Annotated in this window: 18 protein-coding genes; 10 read left to right on the top strand and 8 right to left on the bottom strand. The window is 60.2% G+C overall.

Annotation, left to right across the window (positions count from 1 at the left end):
- Window positions 1-70 precede the first annotated feature (70 nt).
- Complete coding sequence (locus FBY04_RS01935; protein ID WP_084319266.1) at window positions 71-958, top strand: DMT family transporter; 888 nt, start codon at window positions 71-73, stop codon at window positions 956-958.
- Window positions 959-1,079: 121 nt separating this feature from the next.
- Here FBY04_RS01935 and FBY04_RS01930 read toward each other — a convergent pair whose 3' ends face one another.
- The 3 genes from FBY04_RS01930 to FBY04_RS01920 all read right to left on the bottom strand — a co-directional run bounded on the left by FBY04_RS01930 (window position 1,080) and on the right by FBY04_RS01920 (window position 3,023).
- Window positions 1,080-1,970, bottom strand: coding sequence for a triacylglycerol lipase (locus tag FBY04_RS01930; RefSeq protein WP_145314350.1), 891 nt, complete (start codon window positions 1,968-1,970; stop codon window positions 1,080-1,082).
- A gap of 108 nt (window positions 1,971-2,078) precedes the next feature.
- The gene (locus FBY04_RS01925; RefSeq protein WP_084319269.1) at window positions 2,079-2,384 is read right to left on the bottom strand and encodes a multidrug efflux SMR transporter; all 306 of its coding nucleotides are present in this window, start codon (window positions 2,382-2,384) and stop codon (window positions 2,079-2,081) included.
- Complete coding sequence (locus FBY04_RS01920; RefSeq protein ID WP_145314349.1) at window positions 2,385-3,023, bottom strand: FMN-dependent NADH-azoreductase; 639 nt, start codon at window positions 3,021-3,023, stop codon at window positions 2,385-2,387.
- Between the two features lie 108 nt (window positions 3,024-3,131).
- Between FBY04_RS01920 and FBY04_RS01915 the strand changes: the two genes are divergently transcribed.
- Together FBY04_RS01915 and FBY04_RS01910 are read left to right on the top strand one after the other, a co-directional pair.
- Window positions 3,132-4,088, top strand: coding sequence for a LysR substrate-binding domain-containing protein (locus FBY04_RS01915; RefSeq protein WP_167362913.1), 957 nt, complete (start codon window positions 3,132-3,134; stop codon window positions 4,086-4,088).
- 136 nt (window positions 4,089-4,224) lie between these two features.
- A complete protein-coding gene (locus tag FBY04_RS01910) occupies window positions 4,225-4,755 on the top strand; it encodes a bacterioferritin (protein ID WP_084319275.1) in 531 nt (176 codons plus the stop codon).
- A gap of 120 nt (window positions 4,756-4,875) precedes the next feature.
- Here FBY04_RS01910 and FBY04_RS01905 read toward each other — a convergent pair whose 3' ends face one another.
- Window positions 4,876-6,951 carry an AsmA family protein gene (locus FBY04_RS01905; RefSeq protein WP_145314348.1) on the bottom strand — a complete coding sequence of 692 codons (2,076 nt, stop codon included), beginning with the start codon at window positions 6,949-6,951 and terminating at the stop codon, window positions 4,876-4,878.
- A 387-nt stretch (window positions 6,952-7,338) separates the two neighbouring features.
- Here FBY04_RS01905 and FBY04_RS01900 point away from each other — a divergent pair, with 387 nt between their 5' ends.
- From FBY04_RS01900 to FBY04_RS01870, 7 genes are all read left to right on the top strand, one after another.
- Window positions 7,339-7,851: a hypothetical protein gene (locus tag FBY04_RS01900; protein ID WP_084319279.1), complete on the top strand. Its 513-nt coding sequence runs from the start codon at window positions 7,339-7,341 to the stop codon at window positions 7,849-7,851.
- A gap of 170 nt (window positions 7,852-8,021) precedes the next feature.
- On the top strand, window positions 8,022-8,654 hold the full coding sequence (locus FBY04_RS01895; RefSeq protein WP_084319281.1) for a TetR family transcriptional regulator: 633 nt from the start codon (window positions 8,022-8,024) through the stop codon (window positions 8,652-8,654).
- A gap of 389 nt (window positions 8,655-9,043) precedes the next feature.
- The gene (ureE, locus tag FBY04_RS01890; protein WP_084319283.1) at window positions 9,044-9,544 is read left to right on the top strand and encodes an urease accessory protein UreE; all 501 of its coding nucleotides are present in this window, start codon (window positions 9,044-9,046) and stop codon (window positions 9,542-9,544) included.
- The gene (locus FBY04_RS01885; RefSeq protein ID WP_084319285.1) at window positions 9,541-10,215 is read left to right on the top strand and encodes an urease accessory protein UreF; all 675 of its coding nucleotides are present in this window, start codon (window positions 9,541-9,543) and stop codon (window positions 10,213-10,215) included. Before ureE ends, FBY04_RS01885 begins: the two co-directional genes overlap by 4 nt.
- Before the next feature lie 23 nt (window positions 10,216-10,238).
- Entirely contained in the window at window positions 10,239-10,853 is a 615-nt protein-coding gene (gene ureG / locus FBY04_RS01880; RefSeq protein ID WP_084319286.1) for an urease accessory protein UreG, read from the top strand.
- A 34-nt stretch (window positions 10,854-10,887) separates the two neighbouring features.
- A complete protein-coding gene (locus FBY04_RS01875) occupies window positions 10,888-11,460 on the top strand; it encodes a HupE/UreJ family protein (RefSeq protein WP_084319288.1) in 573 nt (190 codons plus the stop codon).
- 173 nt (window positions 11,461-11,633) lie between these two features.
- Window positions 11,634-12,761, top strand: coding sequence for an AGE family epimerase/isomerase (locus tag FBY04_RS01870; protein WP_145314347.1), 1,128 nt, complete (start codon window positions 11,634-11,636; stop codon window positions 12,759-12,761).
- Window positions 12,762-12,868: 107 nt separating this feature from the next.
- On the opposite strand, the gene FBY04_RS01865 is transcribed toward FBY04_RS01870, so the two are convergent.
- The 4 genes from FBY04_RS01865 to livM all read right to left on the bottom strand — a co-directional run bounded on the left by FBY04_RS01865 (window position 12,869) and on the right by livM (window position 17,338).
- Entirely contained in the window at window positions 12,869-13,639 is a 771-nt protein-coding gene (locus FBY04_RS01865) for an SDR family oxidoreductase (protein ID WP_145314346.1), read from the bottom strand.
- 830 nt (window positions 13,640-14,469) lie between these two features.
- Window positions 14,470-15,186, bottom strand: coding sequence for an ABC transporter ATP-binding protein (locus FBY04_RS01855; RefSeq protein WP_084319294.1), 717 nt, complete (start codon window positions 15,184-15,186; stop codon window positions 14,470-14,472).
- Entirely contained in the window at window positions 15,183-16,058 is an 876-nt protein-coding gene (locus FBY04_RS01850; protein ID WP_084319296.1) for an ABC transporter ATP-binding protein, read from the bottom strand. The genes FBY04_RS01855 and FBY04_RS01850 overlap by 4 nt, the downstream gene beginning before the upstream one ends.
- Window positions 16,055-17,338: a high-affinity branched-chain amino acid ABC transporter permease LivM gene (gene livM / locus FBY04_RS01845; RefSeq protein ID WP_084319298.1), complete on the bottom strand. Its 1,284-nt coding sequence runs from the start codon at window positions 17,336-17,338 to the stop codon at window positions 16,055-16,057. Before livM ends, FBY04_RS01850 begins: the two co-directional genes overlap by 4 nt.
- Window positions 17,339-17,341 lie beyond the last annotated feature (3 nt).

Genomic DNA, 17,341 nt, shown 5'->3' with positions numbered 1-17,341 from the left:
TGGATCGAAGTATAGGCTTTCATCCAGACAGGCGATAATCACCCCTCATTAACGTTTCTGGTTTTTTCCGATGCAATACGCTTTTCCCCTGCTGGCCATTTTCATTTGGGCCGGCAACACCGTGATCACCAAAATGTCGGCCGGAGCGATCTTCCCCGCCGAGATCGGTTTTTACCGCTGGCTGCTGGCCGGCTTGTTATTCACGCCCTTCATGCTCAAACCCGTCATCGCCCATTGGTCGAAGATCCGCCCGAACCTGGGGAAGATTTTCACCCTCGGTGTGCTCGGAATGGCGGTTTATCAGAGCCTGGCGTATTTCGCGGCGTCGCTGACATCCGCCACCAACATGGGGATCATTCTGTCGCTGATGCCGTTGATGTCGCTGGCCATGGCGATCGTCAGCCTCGGCCAGCGCCTGACGGCGGGAGCCCTGGCCGGTGCCGTGCTGTCGTTTGCAGGGGTGTTGGTGGTGGTGTCGTCCGGCAGCCTCGGGGCTTTGCTGGAACACGGGGTGAATCTGGGCGATGCGATGATGCTGATCGCCACGCTGGCCTACGCGATCTACAGCACGCTGCTGAAAAAGTGGCAGCTGCGTTTGCCGCCGCTGGTGTTGTTGTACCTGCAGGTGTGGGTGGCGGTGGTGGTGCTGTTTCCGCTGTTCGCCGTGTCGCCGAAAATAGGCCCGACGCTGCAGAACATTCCGCTGGTGCTGTACGCCTGCCTGCTCGCTTCCATGGTTGCGCCGCTGGCGTGGATGCAGGCCGTGGTGCGCCTGGGGCCGAGTCGGACCACGCAGTTTTTCAATCTGCTGCCGTTGCTGACGGCGCTGATCGCAGCGTTGGTGCTGCATGAGCAGTTGGCGATGTATCACCTGGTGGGCGGGGTGTTGACGTTGGGTGGGGTGATTCTTTCGGAGCGCTGGACCACGGTGTTGGGCCGCAAGGTTGGCGCCGCCTGAATAGACGCCATCGCCAGCAAGCCGGCTCCTACAAGTCTGGTGTCGGGCGCAGGTAATGGTCACGACGCCCAGACCTGTAGGAGACGGCTTGCTGGCGAAGAACGATAACGCGGACTGACGCCTAAACCCCTGCCGCTTTCAACCGCGCCGCATGCTCGACAAACAACCGAATCGGCTCGGCCCCCTTCCCCACCAACCCCAGCGACTGATTGACGATGTCGAAGTGGTCCAGCGGATACTCATCGCCAATCACCGTCCCCAGATGCGAGCTGTAACGCCCGACCATCCCGTCGCAATGCCCGACTTCGCGCACGAAGGTTTTGGCAAACAACCGACAACTGCGGTTGGTCCCGTCGAACAGATTGCGCCCGCGATCGGTCTTGCCCGGCTGCAAGGTGCCGGACCACGAGTAATAGCGCACGCCGTTGACCTCTTCCGGCCCGTGCCCACCCCAGGTTTGCGGCAAGCCCTGTGGATAACGCTGATTGAACAGCGTCACCCCGGCCGTCGTCAGCGATTCATGGGAGGCGTGAATATCCACCGGCAGCTTCGGCCCGCGATAGCCGGTTTCCAGCAGGCTCATCAACGCGCCGATGACCCAGAGAAAAAAGGCGAGCAGCCGTCCCTTAACGCTGTCCGCCGGGTAATGCTTGTGCAGGTAATCCGCCAGTTCCGAGCCGTGATTGGGCCCCGCCACCGACGTGACGGACGCCACGAGATCCGGGCGTTTCGCGGCGGCGTAACGGGCGGTCAGCGAGCCCTGGCTATGGCCGATCAGGTTGACCTTCTCGGCGCCGGTTTCCCGCAGGATCTCGTCGATTCGCGCCAGCAATTGTTCGCCGCGCACCTCGGTCGAGTGCAGCGGCGAAACCTGCACCGCAATCACCGTCGCCCCCCCTTGGCGCAACGCCGCGACAATCCCGTACCAGTACGGATACAGCACCAGACGGATAAACCCGAGCATTCCCGGGACCAGCACCAACGGATAACGCGTGGCAGAACCTTGCGACATGGGCGGACATCCTTGTGATCGGTGAGGTGACGCAAGGCTGAATGCAAGACATCAGCCAAGCATCGTCATCAAAAATGACAACTCGACGACCAGTCTATGACATCCGCTCTACTTCAGCCCCGCCACACCGGCCACGATCAGCCCGACCGACACCAGTTTGACCGCCGTCAGGCTTTCGCCGAGCAACGCAAACCCGAGAAACACTGTGCCCAGCGAACCGATGGCGGTCCAGATCGGGTAGGCGATGCTCACCGGCAATTCGCGCATGGCCAGGGTCAGGAAGTAGATCCCGCCCACCGCCGCAACAACCGTGATCAGCGACGGCCAGAGCCGGGTGAAACCTGCGGCATACTTCATGCCCATGGCGAACGTGACTTCGAACCCGGCGGCGATCAGCAAAAACACCCAGGCCATCTAGAACTCCCTGGCCAGCGTCAGCAAACGCTGTTCGGCCTCGGCGACGGAGATTTCAAAGGTGCGCTCGGCGGACTCTTCGCCTTCGGCGGCGACCACGGTGACGTCGGTAATGCCGATGAAACCCAGTGCCGTGCGCAGCAACGTATCGGCATGGTTCAGGGCTTCGAGTTCCCCTCCGGGACCGAAGCCGAATCCGCCACGGCTGGTGACGATCAGCGCTTTCTTGCCCCGTACCAGCGGCTCGTATTGGGCGACGCCATTGTCCAGCATGTGATTGAAAGTCAGGCCGAGCCGCACGATCTGATCGATCCACGCCTTGAGGCCGCTGGGCACGCTGAAGTTGTGCATGGGCGTGGAGATCACCAGCAAATCGTGGCCCAGCAATTCACCCACCAGTTGATCGCTGAACGCGAGATCGGCCTGCATCGACAGCGGCCGTGCATCGGGTTCGGGGTAGAACGCGGCAGCCACAAACGCCTCGTTGACCGGTGGAATCAGCGCCCGACCGACTTCGCGTCGGGTCAGTTGCGATTGCGGATGGCGCGCCTGCCAAGCGCTGAGAAACACTTCGGCCAAGCGACGGGAGTGGGAACGTTCGCCCCGTGGGCTGGCGTGAATGGCAAGAACTCTGTTCATCTGAATCTCCTGAGGACTAAACTCAAACGGTGTGTGGCGTGCAGGTTGAGCTCGCCACCGTCTCGCCTCAAATGAGTAAAAATCAGTCTGGATGAGTTAATTTCATCCATGGAGTCATCAATGTTCGCCTCGCTGCCGCTGACCGCCCTGCGCGCCTTTGAATCGGCCTCGCGCCTGTTGAGCTTCAAGGCCGCCGCCGAAGAACTGTCCGTCACGCCAACGGCGGTTTCCCATCAGATTCGTTCGCTGGAGAGCTGGCTCGGTGTGCCGCTGTTTCAGCGCCTGCCACGGCAGGTTCGCCTGACCGAGTGCGGTGAGCGTCTGTTCCACAGCCTGCACGGTGCTTTTCTGGAAGTGGCCCAGAGCGTCGACACCTTGCGCCCGCAACGCAGCGGCACGAGCCTGACGATCTCCACCACCGCCGCGTTTGCCGCGCTGTGGCTGGTGCCACGACTCGGGCGCTTTTACGCCCGGCATCCGAACATCAGCCTGCGCCTGGACACCCATTGCGAAGTGATCGATTTGCATCAGGACGCCAGCGTCGATCTGGTGGTGCGCTACAGCCTCGATGACTACCCAAACCTTTATGGCCAGTGCCTGTTCGATGAATCGTTCGGCGTTTATGGCTCACCCGAACAGGTTGCGCTCGCGGCCAAGCGCACGCCGACGCTGATCAGCGTGCGCTGGCATAACTCGAAGCTGTACGCCCATGGCTGGGAAGCGTGGTGCGCGCAGTCCGGCGAAACCTGGCTGGCGGGGCAACCGGCCGTCCGGGAATACGATGAAGAACATTACGCCCTGCAAGCCGCCATCGCCGGGCAAGGCCTGGTGCTGGCGAGCAACATTCTGGTGTCGGAAAGTGTGGCCAGCGGTTTGCTGGTGGCTTACCGGAGTGACATTCAGGTGGAAGGCGCCGGCTATAGCGCGCTTTGCGTTCCGGGGCGCGAGCGCCATCCGCCGGTCCGAGCCTTTTTTTCGTGGTTGCAAGAAGAAGCACGATTGTCTGGCCTATTGCCAAGATCGCAGGCTGCGCCAGCTCCTACAGGAGAACGCCTCCCCCTGTAGGAGCTGGCGTAGCCTGCGATCTTTTTCGATGGAAAATTACATCAAACTTTTCGCGAAATTCATCACTCACACCTAAGGAGTGATCACTTCCCCAGAAAGTGACGCAATCCCCGGATTAGCCTCCAAGGAGAACGAGATGAGTGACATGCATTTGTCTGATGTAACGACCCTTCGCGCACGTGCCCGCCAGAACGTCGAGAACGGCGCAGTGACCGAAAGCTACAGCGCCGACCTCGACGAAGTGCTGCGTCTGCTCAACGAATCGCTGGCCACCGAACTGGTCTGCGTGTTGCGCTACAAGCGTCACTATTTCATGGCCAACGGCCTGAAAGCCCACGTCGCCGCCGAGGAGTTCCTTGAGCACGCGAACCAGGAAGCCGCGCACGCCGACCGATTGGCCGAGCGCATCGTGCAACTGGGCGGCGAGCCTGAATTCAATCCAGACCTTTTGTCAAAAAACTCCCACGCGCAGTACGTGGCCGGCAACTCACTTAAAGAGATGGTCTACGAAGACCTGGTCGCCGAGCGCATCGCCATCGACAGCTATCGCGAGATCATTCAGTACATCGGCGAGAAAGACCCGACCACCCGGCGCATCTTCGAAGACATCCTGGCTCAGGAAGAAGAGCATGCGGATGATATGGCGGACATTCTGAAGGATCTGTAACGCCTGACACATCGTCATCGCGAGCAAGCCCGCTCCCACATTCGACCGAGTTCCTCCAGAGGGAATACGGCCGAATGTGGGAGCGGGCTTGCTCGCGAAGGGGCCCTCACAGACACCCGATTATTTGGTGGGCTTAACGGTCACCGGCGCCTTGCCCGCCTTCATCTGCTGCAACAACGATGCACACTGATTCGGCTCGCCACCACTCGGCGCCACCAGCGCCAGCAATCCCGCCGCCGGCGCCGCGATTACACCCAACGCCACCATCCCCGCACCGCGCAATATCAACGGCACCGCCTTGACGCCGGCATCCGGCTTGATGAACTTGCCCCGCACATACAGTGGCGAACGCAGCGAAATCAAACGCCAGCCCTTGGATTCCGGGGTAATCGTAAGGTCCAGTTGCTCAGTCGCCATGTTCGCCGTGCCATCGATATAGATGATCGCGTTCTCCGTATCGAAGACGAACAGCCGCGTGGTGGCCAGGCCGGTCTTGATGTCGAAGTCGGCTGCCGCGCAATTGATCTTCACTTCCTTGTCACCAAAGATCTTGCCGACCACATAGTTGCCGACATTGAGTCCGGCCAGCTCCATCAACTCACGGCTGATTGCGCCATCGTTGATCAGCATCTTCAGGTTGCCATTGGCAGTGCCCAGCAGTTTCGCTACCGAGTTGCCACGACCGCTGATGTCGGCGTCGCCATTGAGTTCGCCGAAACTGGTTTTCATCGGTTCAAAGGTCGGGAACAACTCCTTGAGCTTGAACCCGCGCGCGGTGAGTTTCGCACTGCCGTCCAACGGTTCGGTGCGACCGTTCAAGCGAATCTGCGCATCCAGCTTACCGCCGGCCACACCGAATCGCAGGGGCTCGAGGCTGAGCACGCCGTCGGTCAATACCAAGTGAGTATAAAGGTCGTTGAACGGCAGTTTTGCACTGTGGACGATGCGTTTACCGGTGAATTCGACATCGGCGTCCATGTCACGCCAGCGCTCGGTCTTGAACTCTTCGACCGGCAGCGCCTTGTCCGCCGGTTGCTTGCTTTCGCCGCCACGGGCCTTTTGTTTGGCGTTGGAGTCAGCGCCGATCAAGGGCGCAAGGTCGGCAAACAACAGCTGATTGGAGAGCAGTGAACCGCTGAGTTTCGGCCGTGGCTCGCTGGCGACGTAGGCCAGGCTGCCATGAATGTCGCTCTCGCCGATCTTGCCGTTGAACTCTTCATAACGGAACACCGCCCCGCCCGCCTCGTGCAGTTTGGCGATCAAGTGGCCGTCGGTGGCGTAGGGCGGTGTATCCGGCAGGGTCACGCCGGTCAGCGGATAGAGGTTACCCAGGCTGCTGCCGGCCAGTTTCAGGCGCAGGTCCAACGCGCCAAGGTTGAGTGGGTCGGTCAGCGTGCCCGCGAGTTCGACACTGGTATCGGCGATTTTTACCTGAGCCTGGAGCGGGAACGGTCGGGCCGAATCCTGCAGGGCCAGCAAACCGCCGACCTTGCCGTCACCCGCGAGTTTCTGCCCGTGGTATTGGCCTTTGACCTTCAACGCAAACGCGTAGTCCTGGGGTGCAGCGCCTTTCTCTTGTGCGGTTTTCGCCACTTTTTCGCCGACGATTTCGCTGAACGGAATCGGTTTGCCCAACGGGTCGATGATCAGGTCGAGCTGCGTTTTCAGGCTCTGGTCGTCAAGGGTGACGTGGCCCTTGTCGAAGCCAATGGCGCCGATGTCGAGCACCCAGCTGGAAGGCTCGGCGTTCGGGTCTTTGGGGTCGAACTTGAACGTCCAGTTTGCACGGCCATCGGCCAGACGCTGGAGGTCTGCGTTCGGTTCGGTCAAGTCAATGCGCGGGATCGTTACCCGTTGAGCCAGCAAGGCCAGCGGCGACAGGCGCAGCTCGACGCGTTTGAGCGTGACCATCTGCGGCTGCTTCGACCAGTCCGGGTTGCCCAAGCTCAGGTCCTGCGCCACCACATGCGGCCACGGCACCCACGCCCGCCAGCCGCCCTCGTCGAGCTCGCGCCGCCAGACCACCGTGAGGTTGCCATTGATGGCGAACGGTCGATGCAGTTCTTCGGAAACTTTGTTGTTGATGGTCGGTTTGATCCGGTTCCAATCGAAGAACGCGATGATCAGAACCAGTATCGCCAGCAGAACAACGAGGCTGGCAAAGGTCCAGGCAAAAATCTTGGGGGTGCGCGTCATTGCACAGGGCTCCTGAATACGACTGAGCGCCCTGACTGCGACGCACGTGTGAAACGTTAGGCCCGAACCGGCCTGCCATGAAGCTAGGACTGGGAAACGGCGCGCAGGTTTAACCGAAAAATGCGCTTAACGCTCAAATAATCGGTCGGGGACACCCTGCTCTCGCAATCCGGCGTTACCGCCCCGCACTTTTGCGTGGCGCAAGTGAGTCGAAAATACCCACTTCTGTGCAAAAACAACCGCCGGAAAGGCCCGTTCTAGAGCCTTCGCACGGAACAATCAATTCCGTTGATTATTACCATTGCGTTTATGAACTTTTATATCGACTTATCGAGAGTAGCATTGCCCTCGTACCCACTTTATTGCCTTCCTACGGAGCACCCGATCATGAAACGCCAATTACTGCTTAGCCTTTCCCTCTCACTGCTGGCCAGCACCGCTTTCGCTCTGCCAGCTGCAGATCAGGCAACCCCACAAGTCAAATCGAGCCACTCGGTGTTCAGCCAGACTGTTGCCGAAGGTGGTAACGATCGCCTGAAAGAAAAAGGCCTGATCACTCAAGATGGCTCGGACCGCACCCCACAAGGTCAAACCCTGGCAGCTGACGGTTCCGATCGCACTCCACAAGGCCAAACCCTGGCTGCTGACGGTTCCGATCGCACTCCACAAGGTCAAACCCTCGCTGCTGACGGTTCCGATCGCACTCCACAAGGTCAAACCCTCGCTGCTGACGGCTCCGATCGCACTCCACAAGGTCAAACCCTCGCTGCTGACGGCTCCGATCGCACTCCACAAGGTCAAACCCTGGCTGCTGACGGCTCCGATCGCACTCCACAAGGTCAAACCCTCGCTGAAGGTGGTGGTGACCGCGTGATCGAACGCAACAGCGCTTTGAGCTAAGCCCATGGCGGCCCTGAAAAAAAGCCCAATCCCCGGATTGGGCTTTTGATTTTATAGACCCCCCCTTCCCCCGCCTGCCCGCTATTAGTTGCCCCCCGATAGTCGTTCGACGCCAGCAAAGCCGATTTGCTAGAGTGCGCCGCTGTCCTGTCCAGAAAAACACCCTTGCGATGCTGCCCCGCGCCGAACAGAAACAACAAACCCGCAACGCCCTGATGGACGCTGCCCGCCATTTGATGGAATGCGGCCGAGGATTCGGCAGCCTGAGCCTGCGCGAAGTGGCGAAAACCGCCGGCATCGTCCCCACCGGTTTTTACCGGCATTTTGCCGATATGGATGAACTGGGCCTGGTGCTGGTGAGCGAAGTCGGTCAGACCTTCCGCGAAACCATTCGCCTGGTGCGCCACAACGAATTCGTGATGGGCGGCATCATCGATGCCTCCGTGCGGATCTTTCTCGACGTGGTGGCGGCCAATCGTTCGCAATTCCTGTTTCTCGCCCGCGAGCAGTACGGCGGTTCGCTGCCGGTGCGTCTGGCCATTGGACGGTTGCGCGAAGACATCAGCTCGGACTTGGCGGCCGACTTGTCGCTGATGCCCAAGCTGCAACATCTCGACATCGCCGGCCTGAGCGTCATGGCAGACCTGATTGTTAAAAGTGTGTTCGCGACCTTGCCGGACATTATTGATCCGCCGGCAGAAGCATTGCCCGAGCATTTGACGCCACAGGCGAAGATTACCCAACAGTTGCGGTTTATCTTTATCGGTCTGAAACACTGGCAAGGCCTCGGTAGCACCGAATAACGCCTGAAAAGATCGCAGCCTGCGGCAGCTCTTACACGGATCGCAATTCTCTGTAGGAGCTGCCGCAGGCTGCGATCTTTTTTGTGCGCGGCAAATACACCTATCTCCTGTAGGAGCCGGCTTGCTGGTGATAGCGGCGGGCCAGGCAACATTTGGGTCGACTGAGAGGGCGCTATCGCCAGCAAGCCGGGTCCTGCAAAGTTGTGCAACTCGCGACTAATCTGGAGCACACCTCGCGCCATCATTTGGTGCGACCCACAATGCCGCGCACCAAATTACCGCAACAATTTGAAACGCGACCGTCGCTCCGACAGGCATTTCCTACACATCCCCCGATTGGCAAGCCCCTTGCTCTAGCCTGACTATCGTTCATTGCTGGAAGCTTTCCGATGCTGGTGATTCATCGCAGAATCGACCCTCAACCCGTCTGGGCCGCTGAACTGCACCTGACCTTCGAAGCCCGGAGCAAAAGCCGCTTGCGCTGTTTCAGTGCCGAAGGTGAAGACGTCGGGTTGTTTTTGGAGCGCGGTCAGCCGCCGCTGTATGACGGCGAATGCCTAAAGGCTGAAGACGGTCGCATCGTCCGCGTCTGTGCCCGCCCCGAACAATTGCTGCATGTCACCTGCGCCAACGCTTTCGAGCTGACCCGCGCTGCTTATCACCTGGGCAATCGCCACGTCGCCCTGCAAGTCGGCGACGGCTGGTTGCGCCTGCTCGATGATTACGTGCTCAAGGCGATGCTCGAACAACTTGATGCCAAGGTCGAAAACATCGAGGCGCCGTTCCAGCCGGAGCACGGCGCCTATGGCGGTGGGCATCACCATTCGCGGCATGGCGACGAGGACTTCAACTACCCGCCGAAACTGCACCAGTTCGGCGTACGTCCATGAACCCGGCCTGGGCGCTGCTGCGCCTGGCCAGTCCGCAACTGCCGATTGGCGGCTACAGCTATTCCCAAGGCCTGGAAATGGCGGTGGATAACGGTCGGGTGAACGACGCCGACAGTGCCCGGCGCTGGATCAGCGATCAGTTGTTGCTGAACCTGGCGCGCTTCGAGGCGCCTCTGTTGCTCGCCCATTGCACAGCAGCCGCCGAAGAAAACTGGGGCGAATTGCTGCAACGCTGCGAAGAACACCGCGCCAGCCGGGAAACCCGCGAGTTGCATCAGGAAAGCCGGCAGATGGGTTATTCCTTGCAGCAACTGCTCAACGGTTTGCCGGAACTCGATGCGCCGGCCCGTGCCTTTCTCGATCAGCGTCCCGAACCGCACCTGGCCCTCGGCTGGGCGCTGGCTGCGCGCGCCTGGCGTATCAGCCCGCAGGACGCATTGGCGGCCTGGCTGTGGAGCTGGCTGGAAAACCAGCTGGCGGTGCTGATGAAAACCTTGCCGCTGGGCCAGCAAGCCGCGCAACGCCTGACCAGCGAATTGCTGCCGCTATTGCAGGAAGCCCAACAGAACGCCACCCGCATCAACCCCGAACACTATGGCAGCGCCGCTTTCGGCCTGTCCCTGGCGTGCATGGCCCATGAGCGCCAGTACAGCCGTCTGTTCCGTTCCTAGGGCCTTTTATTTTGGAGAACCACATGAACACACAACCCCTGCGCGTCGGCATCGGCGGCCCGGTCGGTTCCGGAAAAACCGCATTGACGCTGGCCCTGTGTCTGGCGTTGCGCGATCGCTACAACCTGGCCGTCGTGACCAATGACATCTACACCCGCGAAGACGCTGATTTTCTGGTGCGCAACGAAGCCTTGGCGCCGGAGCGGATCATCGGCGTGGAAACCGGCGGCTGCCCACATACGGCGATCCGCGAAGACGCCTCGATCAACCTCGAAGCCGTGGATCAACTGAACCGCCGCTTTCCGGGGCTGGACCTGATCCTGGTGGAGTCCGGTGGCGACAATCTGTCGGCCACGTTCAGCCCGGAACTGTCTGACCTGACCATCTATGTGATCGACGTCTCGGCCGGCGACAAGCTGCCGCGCAAGGGCGGGCCGGGGATCTGCAAATCCGATCTGCTGGTGATCAACAAGATCGACCTCGCCCCCTTGGTGGGTGCTTCGCTGGAGATGATGGACAGCGATACCAAACGCATGCGCAACGGCAAACCGTTTGTCTTCAGCAACCAGAAAACCGGACTGGGCTTGGAAGACATCATCGCGTTCATCGAACGCCAGGGCCTGCTGACCGCAGCCTGATCACGACCCCACTTATCAACAAGGAAGCTTATCCATGTCACTTAAACGCATTCTCGGCGCCATGGCCTTGCTGCTGACCCCGGCCATCGCCTTTGCCCACCCCGGTCACGGCGACAATGGATTGATCGCCGGCATCAGCCACCCGATCGGCGGCCTCGACCACTTGCTGGCGATGGTTGCGGTCGGATTGTGGGCGGCACAGCAGAAAGGCGCTGCGCGTTGGGCGCTGCCGTTCACGTTTGTCGGCACCATGCTGATCGGCGGACTGCTTGGGTTTGAGGGGCTGAACCTGCCGGCACTGGAAAGCGGGATTGCCGCATCGGTGCTGGCGCTGGGTCTGGCGGTGGCATTGGCAGTGCGTCCGCCATTGGGTTTGGCGGTGGGTGCGACGGCATTGTTTGCACTGTTCCATGGTGTGGCGCATGGGCTGGAATTGCCGGACATGTCGAGTCCATGGGCGTATGCCGCAGGATTTGTGGCGGCGACGGCGGCCTTGCACGCGGCCGGTTATGCGGTGGTTAGAGCGTTGCCGCAGGTGGCGGCGCCGCTGGTTCGTCTGGCGGGCGCGGCTTCGGCGGCGGCAGGGGTTTGGTTGTTGGCGGGTTGATTTTGCAGTGCCGGTGATGGCCTCTTCGCGAGCAAGCTCGCTCCCAGATTGGTTCGGTGTACTCCGTTCCAGTGTGGGAGCGGGCTTGCTCGCGAAGGCGGACTGACAGACACCACATCTCTCAGGCCTGATAACATGTCGCGCAATCAACCCTGCCGTGACGACGCCAGCCAATGCCGCCTGTTTCCCGCTCCGCTCTCCAGCCTGAATTGACCGCTCTGTTTGCCACTGTGCAAGCGCATTTCCAGGACGTGATCGTGCCCCTCTGGCAAGGCCCCGGCTGGAATGCCGAGCTGGCACTGCCCTACGAGGCGCTGGACGCCGGGCATCAACCTTTGCCACCTCAACGCTACCGGGCCATGGCCTGCGCGCGACAGCTGTATCTGTTCTCCAGCCTGATCGGCCAGGTACCAGGCGCCGAAGAGCGTGCCGCGGCGTTGTTCCGCTCGTTGCAGCAACATTTCCATGACGCCGAACACGGTGGCTGGTTCTACAGCATTGACCCGCAGGGCGCGCCGCTGGATCAGCGCAAGGATCTCTACACCCACGCCTTCATTCTCTTCGCCTGCGCCCATTACTGGGACAAGGTTCGGGAGCCGCTGGTGGAATCGGTGCTCAACGCCGTGCTGGAAGTGGTTTCGCAGCGTTTTGTCACGGGCGACGGCCTGTACGAAGCGTGCCTTGAACGTGACTGGTCGTCGCTGAATACCGGGCCGCTGCAAAACCCGCTGATGCACCTGGCCGAAGCATTCCTCGCCACGCTGTCGGTGCGCGAAGACCTCGCCGTACAGCGCGCGCTCGTCGAGTTATGCACAGCCATGCAGAAGCGCTTTATCGATCTGCACCACGGTGTGCTGATGGAAAAACCGCTCGGCGCTGTGGATAACTGGTTTGAACCGGGGCATCAGTTCGAGTGGTATTTCCTGCTGGAATCTTCACCTTTGTTGCGTGGCTCCAGACTGCACGCATCCCTGGAACGCGCCTTTGCGTACACCGAGCAGCTGGGTGTCGATCAATCGAGTGGGGCGGTACGGGCAATGCTCACGCTGGACGGGCAATCGAAGGATGGCACCCAACGCATCTGGGCTCAGGCTGAATACTTGCGTGCGCTGACCTTGCGCCCGGACAGCGGGGCATCGGTATTGCGCCAATTGCAGGCGCTGCAACAGCGTTCGCTGCATGCAGAGGGCTGGTATGAATGCCGCGATGAGAACGGTGAAGTGAGCCGTCAGGACATGCCTTCGACCACGCCTTATCACTTGGCGACCTGCTATCGCGGACTGGCTGATTATCTCGGCTGACTGTCCCACCGCTTTCGCGAGCAAGCCCGCTCCCACATTCGATATCTTGTGACCGACACAATTCAAATGTGGGAGCGTGCTTGCTCGCGAAGAACGATAACGCGGTCTTACGCCTTGCCACCATTACGCTCAATCGCAAACCCGCTCCACGTCTGGCTCACCGGCATCAGCTCGAGGCTGTTGATGTTGATGTGGGCCGGCGCATTGAGCACCCAGAAAATGGTGTCGGCGATGTCTTGCGGCTGGATCGGCTCGGCACCGGCGTAGGTCGCGTTGTACCGCTCCTGATCACCGGCAAAGCGCACCAGCGAGAATTCGCTCTCGCACAGGCCCGGCTCAATGTTGCTGACACGCACGCCTGTGCCCTGCAGGTCACAGCGCAGGTTCAGGGAGAACTGTTTGACGAACGCCTTGCTCGCGCCATACACGTGACTGCCCGGATACGGGTAGTTGCCGGCGATGGAACCGAGGTTGACGATGCTGGCGCCACGACCATGGGCGATCAGGCGCGGCAGCAGCAGACGAGTGCTGTACATCAGGCCCTTGATGTTGGTGTCGACCATGGTGTCCCAATCATCAAGGTTGCACTTCGGCGCCGGGTCCACGCCGAGCGCGAGGCCGGCGTTGTTGATCAGCCCGCGCAGCTTGACGAAGGACGGCGGCAGATTGGCAATCGCCTCCTCCATGGCTTTGCGATCACGCACGTCGAGCACCAGGCCATGGACCTCGGTCTGCTTCGACAACTCGGCGCATAGGGCATTGAGGCGTTCTTCACGACGACCTGTCAGCACCAGTTTCCAGCCAGCCTCGGCAAAACGACGGGCACAGGCTTCACCAAAACCGGACGTCGCGCCGGTAATAAACAGGGTGTTGGACATCGTGTTCTCCTTGCTTCGGCCGACGGGCAGCCATTGGAATAGAAAATCAGCTGGCAGCATGCCCGGCCTTGCCGACAGCGGCAACCACCACAAAAGCTGTACGAAAAACGATCAATGCCGGCGACGCCATATCCCCCGCGGCCTGCAGCCATATACGCGCACGTTATCCACAGGCCGGTCCACAGTTTCCGGGGGCAAGTAAAAAAGCTGAAAGCCGCTGTGCACAAGGCTTTGCGGGCAGATCACAAAGTTTTTTGCTTGACCCTGGAGCGCTCACTGTGTAGCCCATGGCATTTTGCACGATTGACCCGGTCAACCGGCGATGGCGCCGAGCCAGTAACTACGGCCCTCAGCCGAGTCTTTCCAGAGTTTAACCACAGACTTATCCACAGGCTGCCCTCAACCCTTTCAGACCATTTTCGGCACTGATAAAAAGGTTGACAAAGTAGACCGCAGGTTCGGCAAAAGGGCCTGATCAAAAAACAACCACATCTCTGCAAGCCACGTTTCTAAAGGCCTTCAGCCAGCTACTCCCATGTTATTCACAGCCAGCTCCACAGCAAACGGGGACAAGTCAAAACCGTGACAAAACAACTATTTGCAGCGGCTTTATGTCGCGCTTTGAGAGCTTGGCAAATTTGTTCTCCACAATTCCCCGACAACCTTGCGGGAGCGGGCGTGCTCGCGAAAGCGGTGGCACATCTGGCATCAACGTGACTGAAACATCGCCTTCACGAGCACGCCCGCTCCCACAAGGGATTTGCGGCGTATTGGAGGCGTAAAAAAGCCCCGACGATTGCTCGTCGGGGCTTTGGGTATTTCAACAGGATTCAATGCCCGCCGAGATAAGCGTTACGCACCTCTTCGTTCACCAGCAACTCCTTGCCGGTGCCCGTCAGACGGATCTCGCCGTTGACCATGACATACGCCCGGTCCGACAGCTTGAGCGCGTGGTTGGCGTTCTGCTCGACCAGGAAGATGGTCATACCGGTCTTGGCCAGTTCCCGCAGGGTGGCAAAGATCTGTTTCACCACGATCGGCGCCAGACCCAGGCTCGGCTCGTCGAGCAATAGCAGCTTGGGTCGGCTCATCAGCGCACGGGCGATGGCGAGCATTTGCTGTTCGCCGCCGGACATGGTCATGGCCCGCTGGGTCCGCCGCTCTTCGAGACGCGGAAACAGCTCGAACATGCGTTGCATGTCTTCCTTGGCGTACTTGTCACCAATCGGGATGGTGCCCATCTGCAGGTTTTCCTCGACGGTCATGTCGGGGAACACGCGCCGGCCTTCCGGTGATTGCGCAATGCCGTTGGACGCAATGTAGTGCGACGACTTATGGGTGATGTCCACGCCCTGATAGAGGATCTGCCCGTCTGCCGCGCGCGGCTGGCCGAAGATCGACATCAGCAGGGTCGACTTGCCCGCGCCGTTGGAGCCGATGAGGCTGACGGTTTCCCCTTCGTTGATGTGCATCGAGACTTTTTTCAGGGCCTGGATCGGACCGTAAAATACGTCCAGGTCTTTGAGTTCGAGGATAGGTTTGCTCATAGCGCCACCTCCTCTTCATCGGCACCCAGATAGGCTGCAATCACTTTCGGATCGTTGCGAATCGCCTCAGGGCCACCTTCGGCGATGACGACGCCGTGGTCCAGCACCACGATGTGGTCGGAAATGCTCATAACCATGCCCATGTCGTGTTCGATCAGCACCACGGTCAGATCGTGCTCGTCGCGCAGCAGCCGGATCATCGCGCTCAGCGCTTCGGTTTCCTGAGGGTTGAGGCCGGCGGCCGGTTCGTCGAGGCAGATGATCTGCGGACGGGTGCACATGGCCCGGGCGATTTCCAGGCGGCGTTGCTGACCGTAGGACAGCTCACCGGCCAGGCGGTTGGCGCAGTCCACCAGGTCCACCACTTCCAGCCAGTAGAAGGCGTGGTCCAGTGCATCGCTTTCAGCCTTGCGATAGCCCTTGGTGTTGAGGATGCCGGCAAGCATGCTGCGGTTGACCCACATGTGCTGGGCCACCAGCAGGTTTTCCAGCACCGACATTTCCTTGAACAGGCGAATGTTCTGGAAGGTCCGCGCCAGGCCGGCCCGGTTCACTAGGTGGGTACCGCCGAACATCTTGTAGTGGAGCCGGCTGATGAAGCTTTTCGGCGATACGAAATCAGTCGCCTTGAACGGTTCACCGAGCATTTTGATGACATCGGTCCGTTCGCCACGCACGTTGAGCTCGATCTTGCCGCCCGAGGCCTTGTAGAAACCGGTCAGGCAGTTGAACACGGTGGTCTTGCCGGCGCCGTTGGGGCCGATCAGGGCGAAGATCGAGTTGCGCTTGACCTTCAGGCTGACATCGTTCAACGCCTTGATGCCGCCGAAGTGCATCATCAGCTTCTCGACCGAGAGTACGACTTCGCTCATGGCGCTACTCCTTTACGCGGGGTCACACCGGTACGGCTGATCCGAATCAGGCCGCGCGGTCGCCAGATCATCATCAACACCATCAGGATGCCGAACAGCAACACGCGGTATTCCGCGAAGCCACGCAGCAGTTCCGGGGCCACGGTCAGCACAAAGGCTGCGATGACCACGCCGATGGTCGAGCCCATGCCGCCAAGCACCACGATGGCGAGGATCAGGGCCGATTCAAAGAAGGTGAACGAGGTCGGGTTGACGAAACCCTGGTAGGTGGCGAAGAACACGCCGGCGAGACCGGCCGTCGACGCACCGATGGTGAACGCTGAAAGCTTGACCAGCACGTGATTCAGACCCATGGAGCGACAGGCGATTTCATCTTCACGCAAGGCTTCCCATGCGCGACCGACCGGCATGCGGGTCAGACGATGCTTGATATACAGCACGGCCAGCACCACGAGGAACAACACCGCGTAGATGAAGTAGTACTTCACGTCCGGGTTGTAGGCGATACCGAAAAACTCATGGAACGGAACGCCACCGTCCTTCGCCCTTTTGCCGAACTCGAGGCCGAAGAAGGTTGGAAGCGGCGCCGGCATGCCGTTCGGGCCACCGGTCAGGGTCAGCCAGTTGTTGAGGATCAAGCGGATGATTTCACCGAAGCCCAGGGTCACGATCGCCAGGTAGTCACCGTGCAGGCGCAACACCGGAAAACCGAGGATGCAACCGGCCAGCCCCGCCGTAATCGCCGCCAGTGGCAGCACTGTCCAGAAACCCAGCCCCAGGTATTGATAACCGAGTGCCAACCCATAGGCGCCGATGGCGTAAAACGCCACGTAACCGAGGTCGAGCAGGCCGGCCAGGCCGACCACGATATTCAGACCAAGCCCGAGCAGCACGTAGATCAACCCGAGGATGACCACGCCCAGAAGGTAGGAGTTGGAGAAAAACGGGAACACCACGGCGATGACGATCATCAGCGGGATGATCCAGCGCAGCCGGGATTTGTAATCGGGCGCCAGTACATGAACCCCCGAACCGGTAGTTTCAAAGCCTTCGAGAATTCTCAGGCCTTTCGGCGTTTGCAGGAACAGGCTCAAGGCAAAGCGGCCGGCCATGACGATGGCGACAATCCACGCCACTCGGGTCGTTTCCAGATTGAAGCCGTAGCCGTCGAGGACTACGCCAACAATCGGGCCGAACACAATGAGGGCGACCAGACCGGCAAGAATCGCGTCAACCAGGCTTCTTTTGAGATCAATGGTTTTTTTAGTGGTTGAAGACATCGC

It is taken from the genome of Pseudomonas sp. SJZ080, assembly GCF_007828295.1.
Lineage (GTDB): Bacteria > Pseudomonadota > Gammaproteobacteria > Pseudomonadales > Pseudomonadaceae > Aquipseudomonas > Aquipseudomonas migulae_A.
The sequence above is the reverse complement of the archived record's forward strand: the minus strand, read 5'-3'. Positions and strand labels throughout refer to the sequence as shown.